Below are 20,293 nucleotides of genomic sequence, written 5' to 3'. Positions count from 1 at the left end.
GCCAGGCCCCGCGGGCGTCGGCCCGGGCCAGGGTCTCCTGGCCCATGGGGGTGGCCAGGCGCACCGTGGAGCGCGGCGGGGCGATCCCCGCCACCGTCACCTGCCCGTCGGCGGCGGAGACCTCAGCGATGGCGGGCGGCTCCAGATAGCCCGCCGCGGCGATATCGCTCGCGCCGGGCTCGGCCGCCTTCGGGGCCGCCGCGCGGCCGCATCCGCCGACCAGGGCGGCAGCGGCCAGGGCCGCGATCAGGGGAACCGGGATACGCACCACGGGTTGCTTGCAACTCCTGAAACCAAAACCTAGCTACTCTGATCTTTCCGCTACGTCCTTCAAGCGGCTGAACCTGATTCTCTGGAGCCTGCCACATGGGGCACGACCCCGCTCCCCTGACGTCCGTCTGCGTGTTCTGCGGATCCTCCGACGCCGCCGACCCGGCGCTGTTCTCCGCCTCGGCCGAGCTTGGCCGGGCCATTGCGGCGGCGCAGCTGCGGCTGATCTATGGCGGCGGCGGCGTGGGCCTGATGGGGGCCTGCGCCATCGCCGCGCATGAGGCCGGCGGCCAGGTGCTGGGGATCATCCCGGAGTTCCTGAAAATCAAGGAACGCCGCCTGGACGTGGTCGAGACCATCACCGTCACCTCGATGCACGAGCGCAAGCTGATGATGTTCGAGCAGGCCGACAGCTTCGTCGTCCTGCCCGGCGGCGTCGGCACCCTGGAGGAGATCGTCGAGCTGCTGTCCTGGCGCCGCCTGGACTTGCACGCCAAGCCGGTGGTGTTCTGGAGCCCGAACGGCTTCTGGGACCCGCTGTTCGCCCTCTTCCAGCACACGGTGGACCACCGCTTCACCCCGCCGGAATTCATGGACAGCTGGGTGACGGTGGAGCGGATCGAGGACGTGGTCCCCGCCCTGCTCGCCCCGCGCGGCGCCGCCGCCGTCCTGGCGCCCGAGGTCGCGCGGCTGAGTTAGCGCCGGCCGCCCGCGTTGCGCTTCAAGGCGTTCTGGGCGTCCAGCAGGTTGCTGGCGCGGTTCAGCGAGGCGGCGACCTCCTTGTCGGCCGGCGCCAGGCCCTGGGCCTTGCGGTACTGGGTGAGCGCCCGGGGATAGTCGCCCGCGCTCTCGAAGCAGACCCCCAGGTCATAAACCGTATCCAGGTTGCCGGGCTGGGCGGCGTCGACAGCCTTCCAGGCTTCGCAGGCCCCGCCCATGTCGCCGCTTGAGGCCGACTTCACCGCCGCGGTGAAGCGGGTCTTCAGGTCGGCCGACAGCCCCTCGCCCTTGGTCTTCAAGGTGGCGCTGAGCGTCGTGTTGTAGGGGGCGATATCGCGGCGGATGTCGCTGGCGATCTCGCGCTGGGCGTCGCTGACCAGGTCCAGGTCGCTGCCGGGCGGGGTCTGGTTGGCGCACCAGGACGCCTCGCGATGCGCCCGCTTCTGGGCCGAATAGACCACCCTTCCACTCGCCACATTGACCACGCTGGGCGTGACCATGAGGTCAACATTGCGCCGCCAACAGGGGATGGGAAACGACTTGTACTTCCGGCACTTGTCGCCGTCTTTGTCCACGCAGCGCTGCTCGCTGCCCTGATACTGATCGGTGCGGAAATCCGAGCCCACCGTCCCCAGGATCACCGCCTGGGCGCCGACCGAGCGCCCAAAGGCCGCGGCCGCCCCAGGGTCCGCCGGCCCGCCGCCCGCAACGACGGTGAAATAGGTCTGGCCGTCGAACTGTGCGGAATAGAGCTCATTGCGCAGCACCGCCTGGAACTCCGGCCCGCCATAGCCGTCGAAATTGGCCACCGCGATCTTGCGCAGATTGGCGGTCTCGGCGTAGCGCGGAGGGAACCGGGCGCTGATATCCACCGTGGTCGAGCAGGCCGCCACCGTGAACAGGGCCGCGCACGCGATCGCACGGATCAAAGCCTGCCGAAACATCATCGACCCCCACACACCGAACGCCTTGACCCTATCAGGGTCGAGCGTCACGGCAACCGTCGGCTGCAGCGCTCGCCTCAGCCCTTGCTCACCGCGTCGCGGAAGCCGTTGACGATGGGATAGCGGCGGTCGCGGCCAAAGGCGCGGGGGCCGATCTTCACGCCCGGCGCCGCCTGACGGCGCTTGTATTCGGAGTTGTAGAGCAGGCGCTGGACCCGCTCGACCGTCTCGGCCGCGTGGCCGCGGGCGACGATCTCGTCCAGGGTCGCCTCTTCCTCCACCAGGCCAAACAGGATCGCGTCCAGCTCGGCGTATTCCGGCAGGCTGTCCTGGTCCTTCTGGTCGGGCCGCAGTTCCGCTGAGGGCGCCTTGGTGATGATCCGGCGCGGGATCGGGTCGGCTGCCAGGCCATAGGGATTGTGGGCGTTACGCCACTCGCAGACGGCGTAGACCTCAGTCTTGTAGACGTCCTTCAGCACGTTGTAGCCGCCGCACATGTCGCCGTAGAGCGTGGCGTAGCCCACCGCCATCTCCGACTTGTTGCCGGTGGTCAGCAGCATGGAGCCCAGCTTGTTGGACAGGGCCATCAGCGACAGGCCGCGGATCCGGGCCTGGATGTTCTCTTCGGTCAGGTCCGGGGCCTTGCCCTCATAGAGCGGGGTGAGCATGCCGGAGAACGCGTCCACGGCCGGGGCGATGGCGATCTCGTCCAGGCGCACGCCCAGCCGGCCGGCGCAATCGGCGGCGTCCTCCAGGCTGTCGCGGCTCGTATAGCGCGAGGGCAGCATGAAGCAGCGCACCCGCTCCGGACCCAGGGCGTCGGCGGCCACCACCGCCACCAGGGCGGAGTCGACGCCGCCGGAAAGCCCAAGCAGAACACCAGGAAAGCCCGACTTGTTCACGTAATCTCTCAGGCCCAGGACCATGGCCCGATAGACCTCTTCCGGACCAGAAACCCAGTCGGCCATCGGCGCCTCGGCGCAGGCCCAGCCGGTCGCGCCCTTCTCCCAGGTGGTGACCGCCAGGGCTTCCTCGAACATCGGCAGGCGCATGACCACCTCGCCCTGGGCCGAGAGGGCGAAGGAGCCGCCGTCGAACACCAGTTCGTCCTGGCCGCCCACCTCGTTGACATAGACCAGCGGCAGGCCGGTCTCGGCGACGCGCGCCGTGGCCACCTGCATCCGCTCCGCATCCGCCATCCGGCGGAAGGGCGAACCGTTGGGGACCAGCAGGATTTCGGCGCCCGCCGCCTTCAGGCCGGCGCACACCACCGGGCTCCAGATGTCCTCGCAGATCGGAACCCCGATCTTGACGCCCTTCCAGGTGAACACGCTCGGCGCGGTCCCGGGCTCGAACACCCGCTTCTCGTCGAACACCCCATAGTTCGGCAGGTCGCACTTGAAGGCCACGCCCTGGACCTTGCCCTCAGCCAGGAAGGCCAGGGCGTTGCGCGGCCGCACGCCGGGGACGTCCGAGGGCCAGATCACCCCGACCAGGGCGGCGAAATCCGCCGTGGTCTCAGCCGCCAACCGCTCGACCGCGGCCTTGCCCGCCGCCCAGAAGGCCGGCTTCAGCGCCAGGTCCTCGGGCGGGTAGCCGTTGATGAACAGTTCGGAGAACAGGGCGATGTCGGCCCCGGCGGCGCGCGCCTCAGCCATCCGCTCGCGGGCGAGGCTCTCGTTGCGCGCAATGGCGCCGACGGTGGGATTGGCCTGGATGGCGGCGATGACAAGACGCTGGCTCATGTCCTGTCATGTAGCGTCGGGCGCCCTGCCCCGCCACATGGAATACCGACCGGCGGTAGGTTCGCGCGAAGGCCGAAATGAGAAACGCCGCCCCCGGGTCGGGAGCGGCGTCACAAAAATCAGTCGTCGCGGTGAACCCGCTCGCGTCGCTCGTGCCGTTCTTGCGCCTCAAGGCTCAGCGTGGCGATCGGCCTGGCGTCGAGCCGGGCGACGCCGATGGGCTCGCCAGTCTCTTCGCAGTAGCCGTAGCTGCCGTCCTCGATGCGCCGCAGAGCTTCGTCGATCTTGGAGATCAACTTGCGCTGGCGATCGCGGGTCCGCAGTTCAAGAGCCCGATCAGTCTCCGAAGTCGCACGGTCGGCGATATCCGGGTGGTTCTCGGTCTCTGCCTGCAGATGGGTCAAGGTCTCGCGGGATTCCCGCAAGATATCCTCTTTCCAATTGATGAGCTTCTGCTTGAAATACTCAAGCTGACGCTCATTCATGAACTCCTCGTCCTCGGAAGGACGATAATCCGGCTTGTCAGCCAATACAGCGGCTGTGGTCATTTACGCCTCACGCCCCCTTGGAGTTACGCCCCGTAAGACACGCCGCGCGCTTATAGCAGGCTCGCAGAACCGCACAACGCGACTCGCTCGCAAAGCGCGGATCGTCATGAACGTTTCGCGCATTCGAGCTTGGCCAGTTCAACCGCCGCCCGCGTCTCGATCTCGTCGAGGACCCCTTCCAGACCCACGTCGTCGGTCTGGTCGCGCTGGTCGCGGATGGCGGATTTCAGACTATCGAGATCGGCGGCGGACACTTCGCCGGACAACAGGTTCAGCTTCACCCCGTCCAGCACGTCCAGCAGCCGCCCGGCCCGGCGCACGGCGCGGCGGCGGCGCTCCAGCGGGCCGCCGACCTCCTGCAGAGCCAGGATCGCATCAACACTCATCACCCCGCCCACCGAACCGGTGCGGGCGACCTGGGCCGGCCCGGCCGCGGGCGCGGCCGTCGGCAGCCGGAATCCGGACCCGTCTGCGCCCCGGGCCTTGCCCGGACCGCCTGTGGGCCCCACGCCGCTGGCGCCATTCACTTTCATGGTCGACTCGAACTCCGCCTTGCGCGTCTTCGGGAATCTCAGGCCCGGCGCCTTGAGGTATGGTTAATGCCGGGCAATTTCTGCCCAAGTCACCCCTGGCGCGCGGCGACGCATCGCCCCAGCTCGCGAATTCCCAAAGGAATCCAAGGGGCCACCAAGTGGCACGGACATGGCATCGGGCCTTGCGTTCATTTTGACCGCGTCCGGAACCCCATGCGTCGCACCTTCGGTCTGTTCAGCGTCATCCTGGCCTGCGCCGCGCTCGCGGCCCAGCCCAGCTTCGCCAAGTCCCGCATCAAGGACGTGGTCGAGTTTGAAGGTGTCCGTGAGAACATGCTCATGGGCTACGGCCTGGTGGTCGGCCTCAACGGCTCCGGCGACAGCCTCCGCAACGCCCCCTTCACCAAGCAGAGCCTGGAGGCGATGCTGGAGCGGCTGGGGGTCAACACCCGCGACGCCAACCTGAACACCAAGAACGTCGCCGCGGTCATGGTCACCGCCAAGCTGCCGCCCTTCGTGGCCGCCGGCACGCCCATCGACACCACCATCTCGGCCATGGGCGACGCCAAGAGCCTGCAGGGCGGCACCCTCTTGGTCACCTCCCTCATGGGCGCGGACGGCCAGGTCTATGCGGTGGCGCAAGGGACAGTGCAGACCGGCTCGGTCTCGGCCTCCGGCGCCTCCGGCAGCTCGGTGTCCAAGGGCGTGCCCACCGCCGGCCGCATCGCCTCCGGGGCGATCGTCGAAAAGGAGATCGGCTTCCAGCTGGCCGCCATGGGCCAGCTGCGCATGACCCTGCGCAATCCGGACTTCACCACCGCCCGGCGCATCGCCGACGTGGTCAACGCCCGCTTCCCCGGCTGCGCCCGCGCCGACAACCCCACCATCGTCACCGTCCAGCCGCCGGTCGGCCAGGACATGGTCAGCTTCGTCTCCCAGGTGGAGAACCTGTCGGTCGACACCGACGAGCCGGCCAAGGTGGTGATCGACGAGGTCGCCGGCGTCATCGTCATGGGCGAGAACGTCCGCATCTCCACCGTCGCCATCGCCCAGGGCAATCTGACCATCCGCGTCCAGGAGACCCCGGCCGTCAGCCAGCCTGCCCCCTTCAGCCAGGGCCAGACCACGGTCGTTCCCCAGTCCGGCGTCAGCGTCGACGAGGAAAAGGGCAAGCAGCTCATCACCCTGAAGAACGGCGCCTCGCTGGCGACCCTGGTGGCGGGCCTGAACACCCTGGGCGTCACGCCGCGCGACATGATCTCCATCCTGCAGGCCATCAAGGCCGCGGGCGCCCTGCAAGCCGACATCGAGGTGATGTGATGGACTCCGTCGCCCCGACCCTGGCGCCGGCCGCCATTCTCCAGGCCCAAAGCGCCCAACCCAGCGCCGCCGAACAGGCCAAGCGCGCCAAGATCGCCGAGACCGCCAAGTCCTTCGAGGCTTCGTTCCTGGCGGTGATGATCGGTCAGATGTTCGAAGGCGTGAACACCGCCGACAGCGCCTTTGGCGGCGGCGAGGGCGAACAGGCCTTCAAGTCGTTCATGGCCGACGCCATGGCCAAGCAGGTCGTGCGCACGGGCGGTGTCGGCCTGTCGACCCGCGTCCAACAAGAAATGCTGAAACTTCAAGGATTGGAAGTCTAATGAGCCTCTCCGCGCCGGACGCGACGGATCGCGTCGAACAGCTCATCCTGCTCACGGACCGCCTGACCGAGCTGATCGCCATGGAGGCCCAGGCCTTCGAACAGCACCGTCCCCAGGACGCGGCGGTCCATATCGAAGAGACCTCCAAGCTCGCCAATATCTACCGGCACGAAAGCGCCCGGGTCCGCGCCAATCCAGGCCTGATCGCCACCGCGCCGCGTGACCTGCGCGCCAAGCTGATCCGATCGACGGAGGCCTTTGACGCCGTGCTCGCCCGCCAGGGCCGCGCGCTGGAAGCCGCCAAGACCGTGACCGAGGGCCTGGTCCGCGCCATCGCCGACGAGGTGGCCACCCAACGCGCCTCCACCGCCAACTACGGCCCCGGCGCCCGCGTGAACGCCCCCGTGGCGGTCGCCACCTCGATCACTCTGAACAAGCGGGCGTAGGCCGGCCTCTCCACCGCGCTCGGCCTTGCCCCCTACCCCGCTCATCCTGGCGAATGCCGGGATCCAGATCATATGGCTCCGAGCCCCCGGATAGGCCCATCCCGCAGCCTTCCCGTTCACGCCGCTCCCTACGACCTGGATCCCGGCGTTCGCCGGGATGATCGGGTGTTGAGTGCGCACACACAGATTAAAACGCTTGTTTGACGTCCCGTAAGCGGTCTAGCTTCCCGACCGTCGCCGGGCTGTTCCGGCGAAACGCGTTCTCAGGGCGGGGTGAAAGTCCCCACCGGCGGTAATGGCGCCCCGGCGACGGCGCGCACGAGCCCGCGGGCGCCTGGAAGACCCATGTCTTCCAGGGACAGCAGACACCGGTGTGATCCCGGGGCCGACGGTTAGAGTCCGGTTATGAGAACCACCGAGGCGAAGCGCCCGCGCATCCGCGCGTCAGCGTCTTGTCTCTGGTGCTCCCTGAGTCGTGGTCCAATCCGACTGGGAGCAAACCATGACCCAAGTGTCCTATGAATTCGCCACCGCCAACGGCGCCTATCGACCGGCCCGCATCGCCTTCGTGAAGGCCGGCTGGCACGCCCACATCGTCGACAAGGCCCTCGAAGGCTTCCTGGCCGAGCTGGCCAAGCGGGGCTTCTCGGAGAAGATGGTCGACGTCTTCGACACCCCCGGGGCCTTCGAGATCCCGCTGCACGCCCAGATCCTGGCCAAGACCGCCCGCTACGCGGCCGTGGTCGGCGCGGCCCTGGTGGTGGACGGCGGCATCTACCGCCACGAGTTCGTCGCCCAGACGGTGGTCAACGCCCTGATGCAGGTCCAGCTGACCACCGAGATCCCGGTCTTCTCCGTGGTCCTGACCCCGCACCACTTCCACGACAGCGACACCCACCACGCCTTCTTCCAGGAGCACTTCGTCAAGAAGGGCGCCGAGGCCGCCGACGCCTGCCTCAAGACCCTGGAGAGCCTGCAGAAGCTGACGGGCGCGGCGTAATGGAGCCCGCCGTCCCTCTGGGCTTCGAACCACACGACCGCTCGAGCCCCGTCACCGATTCGTGGGCGCCGATCTACGCCCGCAAGGCCCCGGGGGCCCTGGTGCTCGGCCTGCGGGCCGCCCCGGCTCACACCAACAGCCGCGGCTTCGTCCACGGCGGCCTGATCAGCGCCCTGGCCGACAACGCCATGGGCCTGTCCTGCGGCCGCACGCTCGGCGACGGCTCCAGCTTCGTCACCGTGAACCTCAATCTCGACTTCCTGGCCGCCGCCAAGATCGGCCAGTGGCTCGAGTTCGATACGGTGTTCGTCAAGCCGGGCTCGACCCTGTGCTTCGCCCAGGCCTTCGTCACCGCCGACGGCGAGCCCTGCGCCAGGGCTAACGCGGTGTTCCGCGTGGTGAAGAAGCCGAACTGACCCCTCACACTGCCCTCTCCCCGCACGCGGGGAGAGGGTTCTGTGCGGACCTGCCCCCTCTCCCCACCACGTGGGGAGAGGGTTGGGGTGAGGGGCTACAGCGCGCCCACCCTCACCTCACGCTCCACCCCGATCGCCGCCAGGAAGTCCCGGTCGTGGCTGACCACCAGGATCGCGCCGTCATAGCCGGACAGCGCCGCCTCGACGGCCGTCACCGAGTCCAGGTCCAGGTGATTGGTGGGCTCGTCCAGGATCAGCAGCTGCGGCGGCTCATCGCCCATCAGCACGCAGGCCAGGCCCGCCCGCAGCCGTTCGCCGCCGCTCAGGGCGCTGACCCGCTTGTCCGCCGCCACATTGCGGAACAGGAACCGGGCCAGGGCCGCCCGCGCCGCATTCTCGCTGGCCTGCGGGTTCAGGCGGCGGAACGCCTCCACCAGGGTCTCGTCCTCGCGCAGCATGGACACCTGCTGGTCCAGCAGCGCCGCGGCGCCCGCCCGCACGATCAGCCCGGAGCTCGGCTCAAGCTCGCCCACCGCCAGCCGGATCAGGGTCGACTTGCCGCCGCCATTGGGGCCGGTGACCGCCACCCGCTCCGGTCCGGCGAGGCGCAGGTCCAGTCCCGCGAACAGCGGCGGGGCGCCGGGATAGCCGAAGCTCACCCCCTCGAAGTTCAACAGCGTCTTGCCCGCCGGCAGTCCACTCGTCGGCAAATCGAAGTCCAGGCGCCGCAACCGTTCGACCCGACCCTGGGCCTCGCTCAGCCGCCCCTCAGCCTCCGCCGCCAGCTTCTGGGCCAGCTTTTCGCCGCGCCCGCCGGAATTCTCGGCCCGCTCGGCCATGGCGCCCAGCAGGATCTTCGGCTCGCTGCGCTTGGCGGCGAACTGCTTGCCGGCGGCGTCCTTGCGCGCCTTGCGCTCCCGGAGGGCCTGGGCCTCCCGTCCGACGCGGTCCACCGCCCGTTCCGCCTCGGCCAGGTCGCGGGCCGCGGCGGCCTCCTCCTCGGCCTTGCGCTGGGCATAGAGGTCGTAGCCGCCGCCATAGACCCGCGCGCCCAGGCCCGACAGCTCGACAATCCGGTCCATGCGCCGCAACAGCTCGCGGTCGTGACTGACCACCAAGGCCCCGCCCTTCCAGCCACCGATCAGTTCGGCGACCATGGCGCGAGCCTCCGCGTCCAGGTGATTGGTCGGCTCGTCCAGCAATAGCAGGTCGGGCTTGAGCGCGATCAGCCCGGCCAGCGCCGCGCGGGTCGTCTGTCCCCCGCTCAGGCTGGCGGCCGGCCGCTGCAGATCCAGCCCCGGCAACCCGACGTCCGCCAGGGCGCTGGCCAACCGCGCCTCCAGGTCCCAGTCGGCCAGGGCGAAGTCGTCCTCCGAGCCCTCGCCCGCCTCGATCCGGGCCAGCCGCGCCAGGTCGTCCGCGCAACCGCAGAGGTCGGCGGCGGTCTCCTGCGCGCCATAGGCCTGGCGCAGCACGCCCAGGCGACAGCTCACCGACACCGCGCCCGCACTGGGCGCGACCTCGCCGGAGATCAGTTTGAGCAGCGTCGACTTCCCTGTCCCGTTGCGGCCCACCAGGCCGGTGCGCTCAGGGCCAAGCGCCAGGGTGAGGGTGTCGAAGAGGCTGCGGCCGTCAGGCAGTCGGACGCTGACAGAATCCAGGGTGACGAAGGCGGGCATGGGGGACCAGGGCGACATGGGCGAACAGGGCGAAGCGGGTGTCCGTCGCGGTGCGCATGGTCGTGTCCTCCATTTGAGGGTGTGGATATAAGCCGGTGGCCGGAGGAGCGCAAACCCCACCCCACCGCTCATCCCGGCGAATGCCGGGATCCAGATCCAATGGCGCCGAGCGCCCGGAGGCTCCCAAGCTGAACCCTTCCCGCCCGCACCGCGCTCTACGACCTGGTTCCCGGCATTCGCCGGGATGAGCGGTGAGGGGGACTTGAACTCCGCGCCACACCCTCCGAATTTGACCGCAAGAGACGGAGTTCGCGCCATCGCCCGGCCCCCTACACCAGGCTCAGCACCGCCCAAGGAGGCCGACATGTTGAGCCAGACCCCGATTGACGAAGCCCGTTGGGCCGCCGTCGTCGCCCGCGACCGGGCGGCGGACGGCGAATTCTTCTTCTCCGTGCGCACCACCGGCGTCTACTGCCGCCCCTCCTGCGCCGCTCGCCTGCCGCGCCGGGAGAACGTGGCCTTCCACGTGACGCCGGCCGAGGCCGAGGCCGCGGGCTTCCGGCCCTGCAAGCGCTGCAAGCCCACCGAGCCGCCCCTGTCGCAGCGCTACGCGGAGACCGTGGCCCGCGCCTGCCGCACCATCGCCGAGGCCGAGACCCCGCCCAGCCTGGCTGAGCTGGCCGCCCAAGCCGGCCTCAGCCCCCACCACTTCCACCGGGTGTTCAAGGCGGTCTGCGGCCTGACGCCGGCGGCTTTCGGCCAGGCCGAGCGCGCCCGCCGGGTCCGCGCGGCGCTCGGCGAGACCGGCACTGTCACCGAGGCCATCTACGACGCCGGCTTCAATTCCGGCGGCCGGTTCTATGAGACCTCAGCCAAGGTGCTGGGCATGACCCCGACGCAAGCCCGCAAGGGCGGCAAGGACACGGTGATCCGCTTCGCCGTCGGCCAGTGCTCCTTGGGCGCCATCCTGGCGGCGGCGACGCCCAAGGGCGTCTGCGCCATCCTCATGGGCGACGATCCAGACGTGCTGGTCCGCGACCTGCAGGACCGCTTCCCCCGCGCCGAGCTGGTGGGCGGTGATCCAGAGTTCGAGGCGACCATGGCCCGGGTCGTGGCCCTGGTGGAGCAGCCCGCCGCCGGCCTCGACCTACCGCTCGACGTGCGGGGCACGGCCTTCCAGCAGCGGGTCTGGACCGCGCTCGGCGACATCCAGGCCGGCCGCACGGCCAGCTACGCCGAGATCGCTGAGAAGATCGGCGCGCCCAAAGCGGTCCGCGCGGTCGCCCAGGCCTGCGCCGCCAATGCGCTCGCCATCGCCATCCCCTGTCACCGGGTGGTGCGCAACGACGGCGGCCTGTCCGGCTACCGCTGGGGGGTCGAGCGAAAACGCACCTTGCTCGACCGCGAGGCCGCGGCGTGAGCCTCGCGGCCACGCCCCCCTCGCTTCCCACCCGCATCGCAGATCAGAACTGGCCGGCCCTCGAGGCCGAACTGGACGCGCGCGGCTGCGCGATCCTGCCGGGCCTGCTGACGCGAGAGGAGTGCGAGGCGACGGCTGCCCTCTACGACGTCGGAGCGGCCTTCCGCAGCCGGGTGGTGATGAGCCGCCACGGCTTCGGACGCGGGGAATACCAGTACTTCGCCTATCCCCTGCCCGATCTGGTCCAGGCCCTGCGCGAGGCCCTCTATCCGCGCCTCGCGCCGCTCGCCAACCGCTGGAACGACCGCATGGGGATCGGGGTCCGCTATCCGGCCAATCACGCCGACTTCCTCGCCCGCTGTCACGCCGCAGGCCAGCTGCGCCCCACCCCTCTGCTGCTGCGCTACGGCCCGGGAGACTACAACTGCCTGCACCAGGACCTCTACGGCGAGCACGTCTTTCCGCTGCAGGCCGCGGTGCTCCTGTCGGAGCCCGGTCGCGACTTCACCGGCGGCGAGTTCGTGCTGACCGAACAGCGCCCGCGCCTGCAGTCCCGCGCCGAGGTCGCCCCCCTGACCCAGGGCGACCTGATCGTCTTCGCCGTCCACCATCGCCCCGTCACCGGAACCCGCGGCGCCTACCGCGTGAACCTTCGCCACGGGGTCAGCCGGATCCGCTCCGGCGCCCGCCACACCCTCGGCGTCATCTTCCACGACGCCCTCTAAGGAGCCCTCCAATGACCTACGCCATCACCGGCCTCGACCCGGCCCAGTTCCAGTCCCTGTTCGGCCTGTCCGACGCTGAGCTCGCCAAGCGGGGCGTGCTTCGCCGGACCGTCACCGAAAAGCCCGGCTTCCCCTGCCGCATCACCCTCGAAGATCCCGAGGTCGGCGAGACGGTCCTGCTCATGAACTATGAGAGCCACACGGCCGACACGCCCTACCGCTCGGCCTACGCCATCTATGTGCGCGAGGCCGCCACCGCCCCGGCGCGCCTCACCGACGAGCTGCCGCAGGTCTTCGCCAACCGGCCGATCGCCCTGCGCATCTTCAACGCCGACGGCATGCTGGTGGGCGCGACCCTGGCGCGGGGCGCCGACATCGACGCCGCCATCCGCGGCGCCTTCGAAAGCCCCGAGGCCAGCTACATCCATGCGCACAACGCCGCCCATGGCTGCTTCAGCGCCCGCATCGACCGGACCTGAGGCTTGCGTCCAGGCGCGGGCGGCGCTCTAGCTGGGGCCTGTTTCAGGAGTTCCCATGCGCCGCCCGATCGTCTCCCTCGCCGCCCTGCTGCTCGCCGCCACCGCAACCCAGGCCCTGGCGGCCGGAAAGCCCAGCCCGGCGCGCCAGGCGCATGACGCCGCCATCGTGCTCGACACCCACTTCGACACCCCGGCCAACTTCGGCATCCCCGGCTGGAGCATGCTGCAGCGGCATTCCTATGAGGCGGACGGCAGCCAGGTAGACCTGCCGCGGATGATCGAGGGCGGGGTCGACGGCGGCTTCTTCGCGGTGTTCACGCCCCAGGGCCCGCGCGGGGTCGAGGGCTTCCACGCCGCCCGCGACTACGCCCTCTACCGGGCCGTCGAGATCCGCGAGATGGTCGCCAAGCATGGCGACAAGTTCGAACTGGCCACCAAGGCCGACGACGCGGCCGCCATCCTCGGTCGCGGCAAGCGCTTCGTCTATGTCAGCATGGAGAACAGCGACCCGGTCTCCGGCGATCTCAGCCTGATGACCACCTTCTACAAGCTGGGCGTTCGGGTGATGGGCCCGGTTCACACCCGCAACAACGACCTGGCCGACTCCGCCACCGACAAGCCGGAATGGGGCGGCCTGTCACCGGCCGGCAAGGCCTTTGTCGCCGAGGCCAACCGCCTGGGCATCGTCATCGACGCCAGCCACGCTTCGGACGAGTCGCTCGATCAGATGATCGCCCTGTCCAAGACCCCGATCCTGCTCACCCACACCGGCTGCAAGGACGTCTTCAACCACCCGCGCAACATCGACGACAACCGCCTGCGGGCCCTGGCGGCCAAGGGCGGCGTCATCCAGATCAACGCCTTTTCGAACTACATGGTGGCCGTGCCGGTCATCCCGGAACGCGAGGCGGCGATGAAAGAGCTGATCGCCAAGGTCGGCCCCCCGGGCCGCAACATGACCGACGCCCAACGCAAGGCGTTCAATGAGGGCCGCAAGGCCATCGACGCCAAGTGGCCGGTCCCCCGCGCCAACCTCGACGACTTCATGGCCCACATGCTGCACGCCATCAAAGTGGCCGGGTTCGACCATGTGGGCGTGTCGGGCGACTTCGACGGCGGCGGCGGCATCACCGGCCTGGAGGACGTCACCGACTATCCGGCCATCACCGAACGCCTGATCGCGGCCGGCTACACGCCGCAGGACGTCGCCAAGATCTGGGGCGGCAACGCCCTGCGCGTGCTGAAGGCGGCCGAAGCCGCCCGCGAGGCGAACTAGCCCAGATCCGCGAGAATCATCCTTCTCCCCTTGTGGGAGAAGGTGGCCCTGCGGAGCAGGGTCGGATGAGGGGTCTCTCAGACCTCTCTAGGACGGCCCTTCGCGATACCTGGGCCAGGGTTGCGCGCCCCCTCATCCGTCGGGCTGTCGCCCGACACCTTCTCCCACAAGGGGAGAAGGAACCGGATGTGGCCGGGTATCACCTGGCCCGCTTGAGTCCGCCCCTTAGGCCCCCCGGCCGCTCGTGGGGATGTCCTTGAAGGGGACGTCCTTATCCACGCGGATGTCGCCGGGCAGGCCCAGCACCCGCTCGGCGATGATGTTGCGCAGGATCTCGTCGGTCCCGCCCTCGACCCGCGTGGCGGGCGAACGCAGCAGCATGGCCTGGAACCGGGCGCCGGCCTCGGCCTGCTCGGGGTCCAGCATCACGCCGGCCTGGCCCTGCAGATCGAGCGCGAACATCGCCAGCTCCTGCATGGTCGCGCCGGCCACCAGCTTGCCGATGGAGTTCTCCGGCCCGGGCGTCTCGCCCTTGGACAGGGCGCTGATCGCGCGCATGCCGGTGTACTTCAGGCCGCTGGCCTTGACCGCGTACTGGGCCAGGCGCGAGCGAACCATGCGGTCATCGATGGCCGGGCCGTCCTCGGTCTCGAAGTTCAGGCAGTAGTCGAACAGCTCCGCAAAGCCGGTCGGCATGCCCGAGCCGATCGACAGGCGCTCGTTCATCAGGGTGGTCAGGGACACGGTCCAGCCCTGGCCGACCTCGCCCAGGCGCTGGTCATCGGGGATCCGGACGTCGGTGAAATAGACCTCGTTGAAGCCCGACTGGCCGTTGGCCTGTTTGATCGGCCGGATCTCGATGCCCGGCGTCTTCATCGACAGCCAGAACATGGTCAGCCCCTTGTGCTTGGCCACGGTCGGGTCGGTGCGGGTGATCAGGATGCCGTAGTCGGAATAGTGGGCGCCGCTGGTCCAGATCTTCTGGCCGTTGATGATCCAGTCGCCCGAACCGTCCGTGGCCCGCTCGGCGCGGGTGCGCAGGCCGGCCAGGTCCGAGCCGCCGGCCGGTTCCGAGAACAGCTGGCACCAGATCTCCTCGCCGGCGGCCAGCGGCGGAAGAAGTTTCCGCTTATGCTCTTCCTTGCCCCAGGCCATCACGGTCGGGCCGCACATGCCGTGGCCGATGATGAAGGTCCCACCGAGCGCGCCGAACACGCCCTCTTCCTGGCCCCAGATCACGCGCTCGATGGGGCTCGCGCCCCGGCCGCCGTATTCCTTCGGCCAATGCAGGCAGGCCCAGCCGGCGTCGAACTTCTTCTTCTGCCAGGCCTTGGCGGCTTCCATGGGATCGACGCTCTTCAGGGCCATGTGGCCGAAGCCGCCCTGGGCCAGTTCGTCGGCCAGCTCATGCGGGGCGTTGGCCTGGATCCAGGCGCGAGCCTCAGCGCGGAAGGCGGCTTCTTCGGGGGTGTCGTCGAAGTTCATCTCAGCAAATCCTCTTAGGCCGCGGCCGGAGCGTCGTTGCGCTGGCGCAGGCGATCGATCAGCAGGTCTTCCCAGGTCGACTGCGACCCGAGCACCAGGGCCAGCCCATTGGCCCGGCGATAGAACAGGTGGCAGTCGAAGGCCCAGGTGAAGCCCATGCCGCCGTGCACCTGGATGTTGTTCTTGGCGCAGTGCTGGAACGCCTGCGTCCCCGACACCCGCGCCGTCGCCGCCGCCATCGGCAGCTCGGCCGCGCCGGTCGAAAGCGCCCAGGCGCCGTAATAGGCGTTGGAGCGGGCCAGGGTCGCCGAGACGTACATGTCCGCCAGCATGTGCTTTACCGCCTGGAACGAGGCGATGGGCCGGCCGAATGCCATGCGGTCGAGCGCATAGTCCCGCGCCAACTCCAGCGCCCGATCCGAGCCGCCCACCTGTTCGAAGGCGATCAGAATCGCGGCGCGGTCATGCATGTCGGCCACCAGCCGCCAGCCCTGGCCCGCCTCGCCCAGCCGCTCAGCCGGCGCGCCGTCGAACACAATCCGGCCCTGGCTGCGGGTGGGATCGATGCTCTCAAGCGCCTCGCGGGTGACGCCCGGACCGGTCAGGTCGACGATCCACAGGGACACGCCCGCGGCCTCGCGGGCCGCCACCAGGGCGACGTCGGCGCAGTCGCCGTCCGCCACCGGCGCCTTGGTCCCCAAAAGCTTGCCGCCGGAGACCTGGGCGTGGATCGCGGTCTCGCTGACCTTGCCCGCCCCTTCGGCCAGGGCCACGCAGCCCACCACCTCGCCCGAGGCCAGCTTCGGCAGCCAGGCCTGCTTCTGGGCTTCCGTCCCCGCCAGCAGCAGGGCCTCAGCCACCTGATAGATCGAGGACGCCACCGGCACGGGCGCGTTCACCCGGCCCAGCTCCTCGGCGATCACGCACAGCTCCAATTGCCCCAGGCCGACCCCGCCGTATGCCTCGGGGATCGCCGCGCCCAGAAAGCCCATCTCGCCCAGGCCGGCATACAGCGCCCGGTCAAAGGGCTCCGGCCCTTCGAGGATCGCGCGCACCGCGCTCGGCGGACACCGGTCGGCGAGGAACCGCCGCACCTGGTCGCGCAATTGTTTCTGGTCGTCCGAAAAATCGAAATTCACCTGGGCCTCCCGCCGCTGTCTCGCGGATCGTAGCCCCTAGTTGAGCGAGCTTTCGCAGGGTCAGTCAAAGGGAAGGAAGAGGGACACAAAGGACCCCAAGAAAGCGAAGGACACCAAGCCTGCCACCTCTCCACACTCGGAGCCCTTCCCCCTCTCTCCCGTCATGGCCGGGCTTGTCCCGGCCACCCATACGCGCCCGAGTGCAGAAGGTTCGCACCGCGCCTTCCCCCAACGGCTCGGAGTTCATGGGTGGCCGGGACAAGCCCGGCCATGACGATTGGGGTTTGGAGCTCGCCCCTTGCCTGACGCCACGGCGGGGTGTCCACCTTGGCCCCAACAACAGCGGGAGGCGCGCAATGGACCTGGGACTCAAAGGCAAGACCATCTTCGTGGCGGGCGCCAGCCGGGGCATCGGCTTGGGCATCGTCGAGGCCTGCCTGGCCGAGGGCGCCAAGGTCGCCATCACCGCCCGCGGCGCCGAGGCGCTGGAAGCCACCCGCAAGGACCTGGCCGCCCGCTACGGCGAGGCCAACCTCTGGGCCATGGCCGGCGACATGCGCGACACCGCCACCATCGAGGCGGCCCTGGCCGGCTGCGAGGCTGCGCTCGGCCCCATCTGGGGCGCCGTGGCCAATGTCGGCCTCCACCCCTGCCCGCTCGGCGCCGAGGTGGATGACGAGACCTGGGACGCCGGCTTCTCCCAGAACCTGGGCTCGGCCTGGCGCCTCGCCCGCGGCGCCTATCGCCTGATGGCCCCGCGCAAGGAAGGCGCGATCCTGTTCATCTCCTCCATCGCGGGCCTGGGCGCGCTGGGCACCCCACTGACCTACGGCACCGCCAAGGCGGGCATGAACCACCTGACCAAGGAGCTGGCCAAGATCACCGGCGCCAACAATGTCCGGGTCAACGCCATCGCGCCGGGCAACATCGTCTTCGAGGGCGGCGAATGGGCGGAACGGGCCAAGGGCCCCCGCGCAGCGGCCTGGACCCGCTGGATCGAACGCGAGGTGCCCATGAAGCGCTTCGGCCACCCGGAGGAGATCGGCTCGGCCGCCGCCTTCCTGCTCAGCACCAAGGCCAGCTTCGTCCACGGCGCCATCGTGCCCGTCGACGGCGGCCAAACCAAGTAAGTCTTGGCCAAGTAAGCGAAACGAGACCTCACATGTACGAGCACCTGGACGTCGTCCTCGAAGGCGACATCGCCTTCGCCACCATGAACCGGCCCGACCGGCTGAACGCCCTGAACCCCAAGCTGGTGGACGAGCTGCGCGACTTCTTCGTCGGCCTCTACTGGCGCCGCGACGTGCGCGTGGTGGTCCTGCGCGGCGCGGGCAAGGCCTTCTGCGCCGGCCTGGACCTCAAGGACCGCGGCGGCGACAACGCCGACCGTTCGGTGGGCGCGGGCCTCACCGGCCAGCGCAAGATCAGCGAGATCGTCATGGCCATGCGCCGCTGCCCGCAGCCGATCATCGCCTGCGTCGACGGCGCCGCGGCCGGCGGCGGCTTCGCCCTGGCCCTCGCCTCGGACGTCCGCATCGCCACGCCGTCCTTGAAGATGAACGCCGCCTTCATCCGCATCGGCCTGTCGGCCTGCGACATCGGGGTCAGCTACTTCCTGCCGCGCATGGTCGGCTCGTCGGTCGCCGCCGAGTACATGCTCACCGGCCGCTTCATCACCGCCGACCGCGCCTATCAGCTCGGCCTGGTCAGCAAGATCGTCGACGCCTCAGAGCTCGAAACCGAGGCCCGCAGCTTCGCCGCCGACATGCTGCACGCCACCCCGCTCGGCCTGCGCCTGACGAAGGAAGCCCTCAACCACGCCATCGACGCCAACGGCCTGGAAGCCGCCATCGCCATGGAAGACCGCAACCAGATCCTCTGCGCCCAGGACGGCGACTTCGGCGAAGGCGTCCGGGCGTTCCTGGAGAAGCGGACGCCGGTCTACGCAAAACGCGACACCTGACCCCAAGGCTGCTCCCCCTCTGGGGGAGCTGTCGCGGAGCGACTGAGGGGGCCGGCGCGCCAAGGGCGGTTACGGCCGACGCCCCCTCACCCTGCCCTCTCCCCCGATGGGGGCGAGGGTTCCGACAGCGCCGACCTGTTCCCTCTCCCCGCGTGCGGGGAGAGGGTTAGGGTGAGGGGGCGACGTAGGGCGAGAGCCCTCGCCCCCAAGGCTCTACGGCGTGATCCCGTAGGTGGCGTAGGTCTCCGCCACCTTGGGATCGAGCTCCTCAGCGCGGGCGATGTCCGCCTCCCCCTCTTCGCGCTGGCCCAGGCGCAACTTGGCGATCCCCTGGCCGAAATAGGCGCCCGCACGCTGTTTGTCGCGGTTCAGGCCATCCTGGAAATCTGCAAGGGCCTCAGCCCAACGCTCGGTCTTCAAGCTGGCCACGCCATGGAAATAGACGATCTCGGGCGCCGCCCTGAGCTCCACGGCCCGCGTGCAGGCCGCATAGGCCGTCTCAAGCTCGATATTGGCGAAGATCCTGCGCATGCACCGCGCCATGTGCTTGATGACGTCACCGGGATCGAGTTCGGCGGCGCGGTCATGATCGGCGATGGCGCGGACCCGCTCCCCCAACGCCCAATAGGAAATGCCGCGCTCTGTGAACCCCTCGGCATAGGTGGGCGCCAGGGTGACCACCTGGGTGAAATCGGCGACCGCCAGCGCATACTTCTGCTGTGAGGCATAGACGCTGCCCCGGTTCAGAAAGGCGTCGGTGTACTTGGGATCCAGTTCGACCACGCGGGTGTAATCGGCGATAGCCCGGTCGGATTGGCCCGATGTCATGAAGGCGTCGCCGCGCCAGGCGAGGGCTGAAACGAGTTTGGGATCCATGGCGATCGCCAGGTCCAGATCCTTGATCGCGCCGGCATAGTCCTCCTGCTGGTGGCGCACCCGGCCACGCTCGGCCACGGTCAGGGCGTTGCTAGGGTTCAAACTGAACGCCTTGTTCAGGTCAGACACGGCGAGGTCGTACTTTTCCTGAGACCTATAGGCGACGCTCCGCGCCAGATAGGCGTTCTCCTGCGGCTCCAGGGCGAGACTTTGGGTGAAATCCGTCTCCGCCCCGCCGAAGTCCCGCAACTCGATCCGGGCCGTGCCTCGGAGCAAGTAGGCGGTCGCCTGCCCATCCGAGGAGAGGTCGCCGGCCTCGATCAGGACGGTGCACCCTTCCACCACCTGCGCGTACGAGTAGGTGTTCGCCTTGTTGATGCAGTGGTCCACCGCCTCGTCACGCGTCAGGGCCGCCGCGGGCGCCGCCAAAGCCAACCCAACGATGAGACCGAACCCGGCTCCCCAACGCCAACGCACCATCTGCACCACGCCCCTCAAGCTGAACCCCAACCTCGACAGCTACGCCAACGCCCGCATCGCATCAGCACCCCTGTCGAAAGCCGAAGGACCCTAGCGCCCCGCGCCCAGAACCTTCACGTAGCAGGCCGACAACCTCGCCAGGCTGAGGTTCAGCGACAACTCTTCGTCGGGCCCGTCCTCGGCCTGGATCTTCTCCAGAGTGGCCGTACCGTCGCGAACCTCGCGCGCCAGTTCCGCCAGCGGCTCGGACTTCACCCGCTGGACATAGGATTCGTACAGGTCGCCCGGCGTCGGGAAGCCCACCACCTGAGCATTCCAGGCCTTTGAAAAGGCGGCGGTATCGCGCTCCACCGCTTGCTCCAACGCCAAGCACTTGCCGCTCGCCGGCGTCGCCGCCGACGCCTCGCCACCGACCAAGGCCAGGCTGGCCAGCCCAACCGCCGAAATCATCATCCGCCGCATACGATCAACTCCACGCGCAACACACCTCGGCCGACCGGCCAACC

Annotated in this window: 21 protein-coding genes, 1 pseudogene and 1 riboswitch; of the genes and pseudogenes, 12 read left to right on the top strand and 10 right to left on the bottom strand. The window is 69.2% G+C overall.

Annotated features, from left to right (window positions below; all coding sequences use genetic code 11):
• Window positions 1-271 (bottom strand): annotated as a pseudogene (locus ACFQ27_RS14715) (hypothetical protein); the annotation flags it as partial.
• Window positions 272-366: 95 nt separating this feature from the next.
• Between ACFQ27_RS14715 and ACFQ27_RS14710 the strand changes: the two are divergent.
• Window positions 367-969: an LOG family protein gene (locus tag ACFQ27_RS14710; protein WP_374346182.1), complete on the top strand. Its 603-nt coding sequence runs from the start codon at window positions 367-369 to the stop codon at window positions 967-969.
• Here the strand turns inward: ACFQ27_RS14710 and ACFQ27_RS14705 are convergent.
• From ACFQ27_RS14705 to fliX, 4 genes are all read right to left on the bottom strand, one after another.
• Window positions 966-1,934: a tetratricopeptide repeat protein gene (locus ACFQ27_RS14705; RefSeq protein ID WP_377354111.1), complete on the bottom strand. Its 969-nt coding sequence runs from the start codon at window positions 1,932-1,934 to the stop codon at window positions 966-968. The two genes, ACFQ27_RS14710 and ACFQ27_RS14705, sit on opposite strands and share 4 nt — an antisense overlap.
• Before the next feature lie 77 nt (window positions 1,935-2,011).
• The gene (locus ACFQ27_RS14700) at window positions 2,012-3,679 is read right to left on the bottom strand and encodes an NAD+ synthase (protein ID WP_374346186.1); all 1,668 of its coding nucleotides are present in this window, start codon (window positions 3,677-3,679) and stop codon (window positions 2,012-2,014) included.
• A 119-nt stretch (window positions 3,680-3,798) separates the two neighbouring features.
• Window positions 3,799-4,227, bottom strand: coding sequence for an RNA polymerase-binding protein DksA (gene dksA / locus ACFQ27_RS14695; RefSeq protein ID WP_374346188.1), 429 nt, complete (start codon window positions 4,225-4,227; stop codon window positions 3,799-3,801).
• 104 nt (window positions 4,228-4,331) lie between these two features.
• Complete coding sequence (gene fliX, locus ACFQ27_RS14690; protein ID WP_374346189.1) at window positions 4,332-4,760, bottom strand: flagellar assembly regulator FliX; 429 nt, start codon at window positions 4,758-4,760, stop codon at window positions 4,332-4,334.
• A 213-nt stretch (window positions 4,761-4,973) separates the two neighbouring features.
• Between fliX and ACFQ27_RS14685 the strand changes: the two genes are divergently transcribed.
• The 5 genes from ACFQ27_RS14685 to ACFQ27_RS14665 all read left to right on the top strand — a co-directional run bounded on the left by ACFQ27_RS14685 (window position 4,974) and on the right by ACFQ27_RS14665 (window position 8,265).
• Window positions 4,974-6,080 (top strand): flagellar basal body P-ring protein FlgI, encoded by a 1,107-nt coding sequence (locus ACFQ27_RS14685; protein ID WP_374346190.1) that lies wholly within the window; start codon window positions 4,974-4,976, stop codon window positions 6,078-6,080.
• Window positions 6,080-6,403, top strand: a complete 324-nt coding sequence (locus tag ACFQ27_RS14680) for a rod-binding protein (RefSeq protein WP_377354110.1) — start codon at window positions 6,080-6,082, stop codon at window positions 6,401-6,403. Before ACFQ27_RS14685 ends, ACFQ27_RS14680 begins: the two co-directional genes overlap by 1 nt.
• Entirely contained in the window at window positions 6,403-6,849 is a 447-nt protein-coding gene (locus ACFQ27_RS14675) for a flagellar basal body protein (RefSeq protein ID WP_374346192.1), read from the top strand. Before ACFQ27_RS14680 ends, ACFQ27_RS14675 begins: the two co-directional genes overlap by 1 nt.
• A gap of 255 nt (window positions 6,850-7,104) precedes the next feature.
• Window positions 7,105-7,266, top strand: a riboswitch (FMN riboswitch).
• An 85-nt stretch (window positions 7,267-7,351) separates the two neighbouring features.
• On the top strand, window positions 7,352-7,849 hold the full coding sequence (locus tag ACFQ27_RS14670) for a 6,7-dimethyl-8-ribityllumazine synthase (protein WP_377354109.1): 498 nt from the start codon (window positions 7,352-7,354) through the stop codon (window positions 7,847-7,849).
• Window positions 7,849-8,265 (top strand): PaaI family thioesterase, encoded by a 417-nt coding sequence (locus ACFQ27_RS14665; protein ID WP_374346194.1) that lies wholly within the window; start codon window positions 7,849-7,851, stop codon window positions 8,263-8,265. Before ACFQ27_RS14670 ends, ACFQ27_RS14665 begins: the two co-directional genes overlap by 1 nt.
• Window positions 8,266-8,360: 95 nt before the next feature.
• Here ACFQ27_RS14665 and ACFQ27_RS14660 read toward each other — a convergent pair whose 3' ends face one another.
• Window positions 8,361-9,944, bottom strand: a complete 1,584-nt coding sequence (locus ACFQ27_RS14660) for an ABC-F family ATP-binding cassette domain-containing protein (protein ID WP_377354108.1) — start codon at window positions 9,942-9,944, stop codon at window positions 8,361-8,363.
• A gap of 364 nt (window positions 9,945-10,308) precedes the next feature.
• On the opposite strand from ACFQ27_RS14660, the gene ada reads away from it, so the two are divergent.
• From ada to ACFQ27_RS14640, 4 genes are read left to right on the top strand one after another with little or no spacing between them, the layout of a single operon-like run.
• Window positions 10,309-11,364, top strand: coding sequence for a bifunctional DNA-binding transcriptional regulator/O6-methylguanine-DNA methyltransferase Ada (gene ada / locus ACFQ27_RS14655; RefSeq protein WP_374346197.1), 1,056 nt, complete (start codon window positions 10,309-10,311; stop codon window positions 11,362-11,364).
• The gene (locus ACFQ27_RS14650; protein WP_377354107.1) at window positions 11,361-12,089 is read left to right on the top strand and encodes a 2OG-Fe(II) oxygenase; all 729 of its coding nucleotides are present in this window, start codon (window positions 11,361-11,363) and stop codon (window positions 12,087-12,089) included. Before ada ends, ACFQ27_RS14650 begins: the two co-directional genes overlap by 4 nt.
• Window positions 12,090-12,100: 11 nt before the next feature.
• Window positions 12,101-12,568, top strand: a complete 468-nt coding sequence (locus ACFQ27_RS14645) for a DUF1203 domain-containing protein (protein WP_374346199.1) — start codon at window positions 12,101-12,103, stop codon at window positions 12,566-12,568.
• 55 nt (window positions 12,569-12,623) lie between these two features.
• Complete coding sequence (locus tag ACFQ27_RS14640) at window positions 12,624-13,844, top strand: dipeptidase (RefSeq protein ID WP_377354106.1); 1,221 nt, start codon at window positions 12,624-12,626, stop codon at window positions 13,842-13,844.
• Between the two features lie 225 nt (window positions 13,845-14,069).
• Here ACFQ27_RS14640 and ACFQ27_RS14635 read toward each other — a convergent pair whose 3' ends face one another.
• Together ACFQ27_RS14635 and ACFQ27_RS14630 are read right to left on the bottom strand one after the other, a co-directional pair.
• Complete coding sequence (locus ACFQ27_RS14635) at window positions 14,070-15,329, bottom strand: acyl-CoA dehydrogenase (RefSeq protein ID WP_374346201.1); 1,260 nt, start codon at window positions 15,327-15,329, stop codon at window positions 14,070-14,072.
• Between the two features lie 14 nt (window positions 15,330-15,343).
• A complete protein-coding gene (locus tag ACFQ27_RS14630) occupies window positions 15,344-16,468 on the bottom strand; it encodes an acyl-CoA dehydrogenase family protein (protein ID WP_377354105.1) in 1,125 nt (374 codons plus the stop codon).
• Between the two features lie 356 nt (window positions 16,469-16,824).
• On the opposite strand from ACFQ27_RS14630, the gene ACFQ27_RS14625 reads away from it, so the two are divergent.
• Both ACFQ27_RS14625 and ACFQ27_RS14620 read left to right on the top strand, forming a co-directional pair.
• Entirely contained in the window at window positions 16,825-17,598 is a 774-nt protein-coding gene (locus ACFQ27_RS14625; protein WP_377354104.1) for an SDR family NAD(P)-dependent oxidoreductase, read from the top strand.
• Window positions 17,599-17,630: 32 nt separating this feature from the next.
• Window positions 17,631-18,431, top strand: a complete 801-nt coding sequence (locus ACFQ27_RS14620) for an enoyl-CoA hydratase/isomerase family protein (protein ID WP_377354103.1) — start codon at window positions 17,631-17,633, stop codon at window positions 18,429-18,431.
• Between the two features lie 213 nt (window positions 18,432-18,644).
• Here ACFQ27_RS14620 and ACFQ27_RS14615 read toward each other — a convergent pair whose 3' ends face one another.
• The gene (locus ACFQ27_RS14615; RefSeq protein ID WP_377354102.1) at window positions 18,645-19,736 is read right to left on the bottom strand and encodes a tetratricopeptide repeat protein; all 1,092 of its coding nucleotides are present in this window, start codon (window positions 19,734-19,736) and stop codon (window positions 18,645-18,647) included.
• 141 nt (window positions 19,737-19,877) lie between these two features.
• Window positions 19,878-20,249 (bottom strand): hypothetical protein, encoded by a 372-nt coding sequence (locus ACFQ27_RS14610; RefSeq protein ID WP_377354101.1) that lies wholly within the window; start codon window positions 20,247-20,249, stop codon window positions 19,878-19,880.
• Window positions 20,250-20,293: the final 44 nt, after the last annotated feature.

Source organism: Phenylobacterium conjunctum, assembly GCF_042679085.1.
Classification (GTDB): Bacteria; Pseudomonadota; Alphaproteobacteria; order Caulobacterales; family Caulobacteraceae; genus Phenylobacterium; species Phenylobacterium conjunctum.
This window is presented reverse-complemented; position numbering and strand designations above follow the sequence as displayed.

Bases quoted from the DNA above. Each gene is read 5' to 3' on its own strand.
- ACFQ27_RS14710 (WP_374346182.1), top strand. From the start codon at position 367: ATGGGGCACGACCCCGCTCCCCTGACGTCCGTCTGCGTGTTCTGCGGA.
- ACFQ27_RS14705 (WP_377354111.1), bottom strand. From the start codon at position 1,934: ATGTTTCGGCAGGCTTTGATCCGTGCGATCGCGTGCGCGGCCCTGTTC.
- ACFQ27_RS14700 (WP_374346186.1), bottom strand. From the start codon at position 3,679: ATGAGCCAGCGTCTTGTCATCGCCGCCATCCAGGCCAATCCCACCGTC.
- dksA (WP_374346188.1), bottom strand. From the start codon at position 4,227: ATGACCACAGCCGCTGTATTGGCTGACAAGCCGGATTATCGTCCTTCC.
- fliX (WP_374346189.1), bottom strand. From the start codon at position 4,760: ATGAAAGTGAATGGCGCCAGCGGCGTGGGGCCCACAGGCGGTCCGGGC.
- ACFQ27_RS14685 (WP_374346190.1), top strand. From the start codon at position 4,974: ATGCGTCGCACCTTCGGTCTGTTCAGCGTCATCCTGGCCTGCGCCGCG.
- ACFQ27_RS14680 (WP_377354110.1), top strand. From the start codon at position 6,080: ATGGACTCCGTCGCCCCGACCCTGGCGCCGGCCGCCATTCTCCAGGCC.
- ACFQ27_RS14675 (WP_374346192.1), top strand. From the start codon at position 6,403: ATGAGCCTCTCCGCGCCGGACGCGACGGATCGCGTCGAACAGCTCATC.
- ACFQ27_RS14670 (WP_377354109.1), top strand. From the start codon at position 7,352: ATGACCCAAGTGTCCTATGAATTCGCCACCGCCAACGGCGCCTATCGA.
- ACFQ27_RS14665 (WP_374346194.1), top strand. From the start codon at position 7,849: ATGGAGCCCGCCGTCCCTCTGGGCTTCGAACCACACGACCGCTCGAGC.
- ACFQ27_RS14660 (WP_377354108.1), bottom strand. From the start codon at position 9,944: ATGCCCGCCTTCGTCACCCTGGATTCTGTCAGCGTCCGACTGCCTGAC.
- ada (WP_374346197.1), top strand. From the start codon at position 10,309: ATGTTGAGCCAGACCCCGATTGACGAAGCCCGTTGGGCCGCCGTCGTC.
- ACFQ27_RS14645 (WP_374346199.1), top strand. From the start codon at position 12,101: ATGACCTACGCCATCACCGGCCTCGACCCGGCCCAGTTCCAGTCCCTG.
- ACFQ27_RS14640 (WP_377354106.1), top strand. From the start codon at position 12,624: ATGCGCCGCCCGATCGTCTCCCTCGCCGCCCTGCTGCTCGCCGCCACC.
- ACFQ27_RS14635 (WP_374346201.1), bottom strand. From the start codon at position 15,329: ATGAACTTCGACGACACCCCCGAAGAAGCCGCCTTCCGCGCTGAGGCT.
- ACFQ27_RS14625 (WP_377354104.1), top strand. From the start codon at position 16,825: ATGGACCTGGGACTCAAAGGCAAGACCATCTTCGTGGCGGGCGCCAGC.
- ACFQ27_RS14620 (WP_377354103.1), top strand. From the start codon at position 17,631: ATGTACGAGCACCTGGACGTCGTCCTCGAAGGCGACATCGCCTTCGCC.
- ACFQ27_RS14610 (WP_377354101.1), bottom strand. From the start codon at position 20,249: ATGCGGCGGATGATGATTTCGGCGGTTGGGCTGGCCAGCCTGGCCTTG.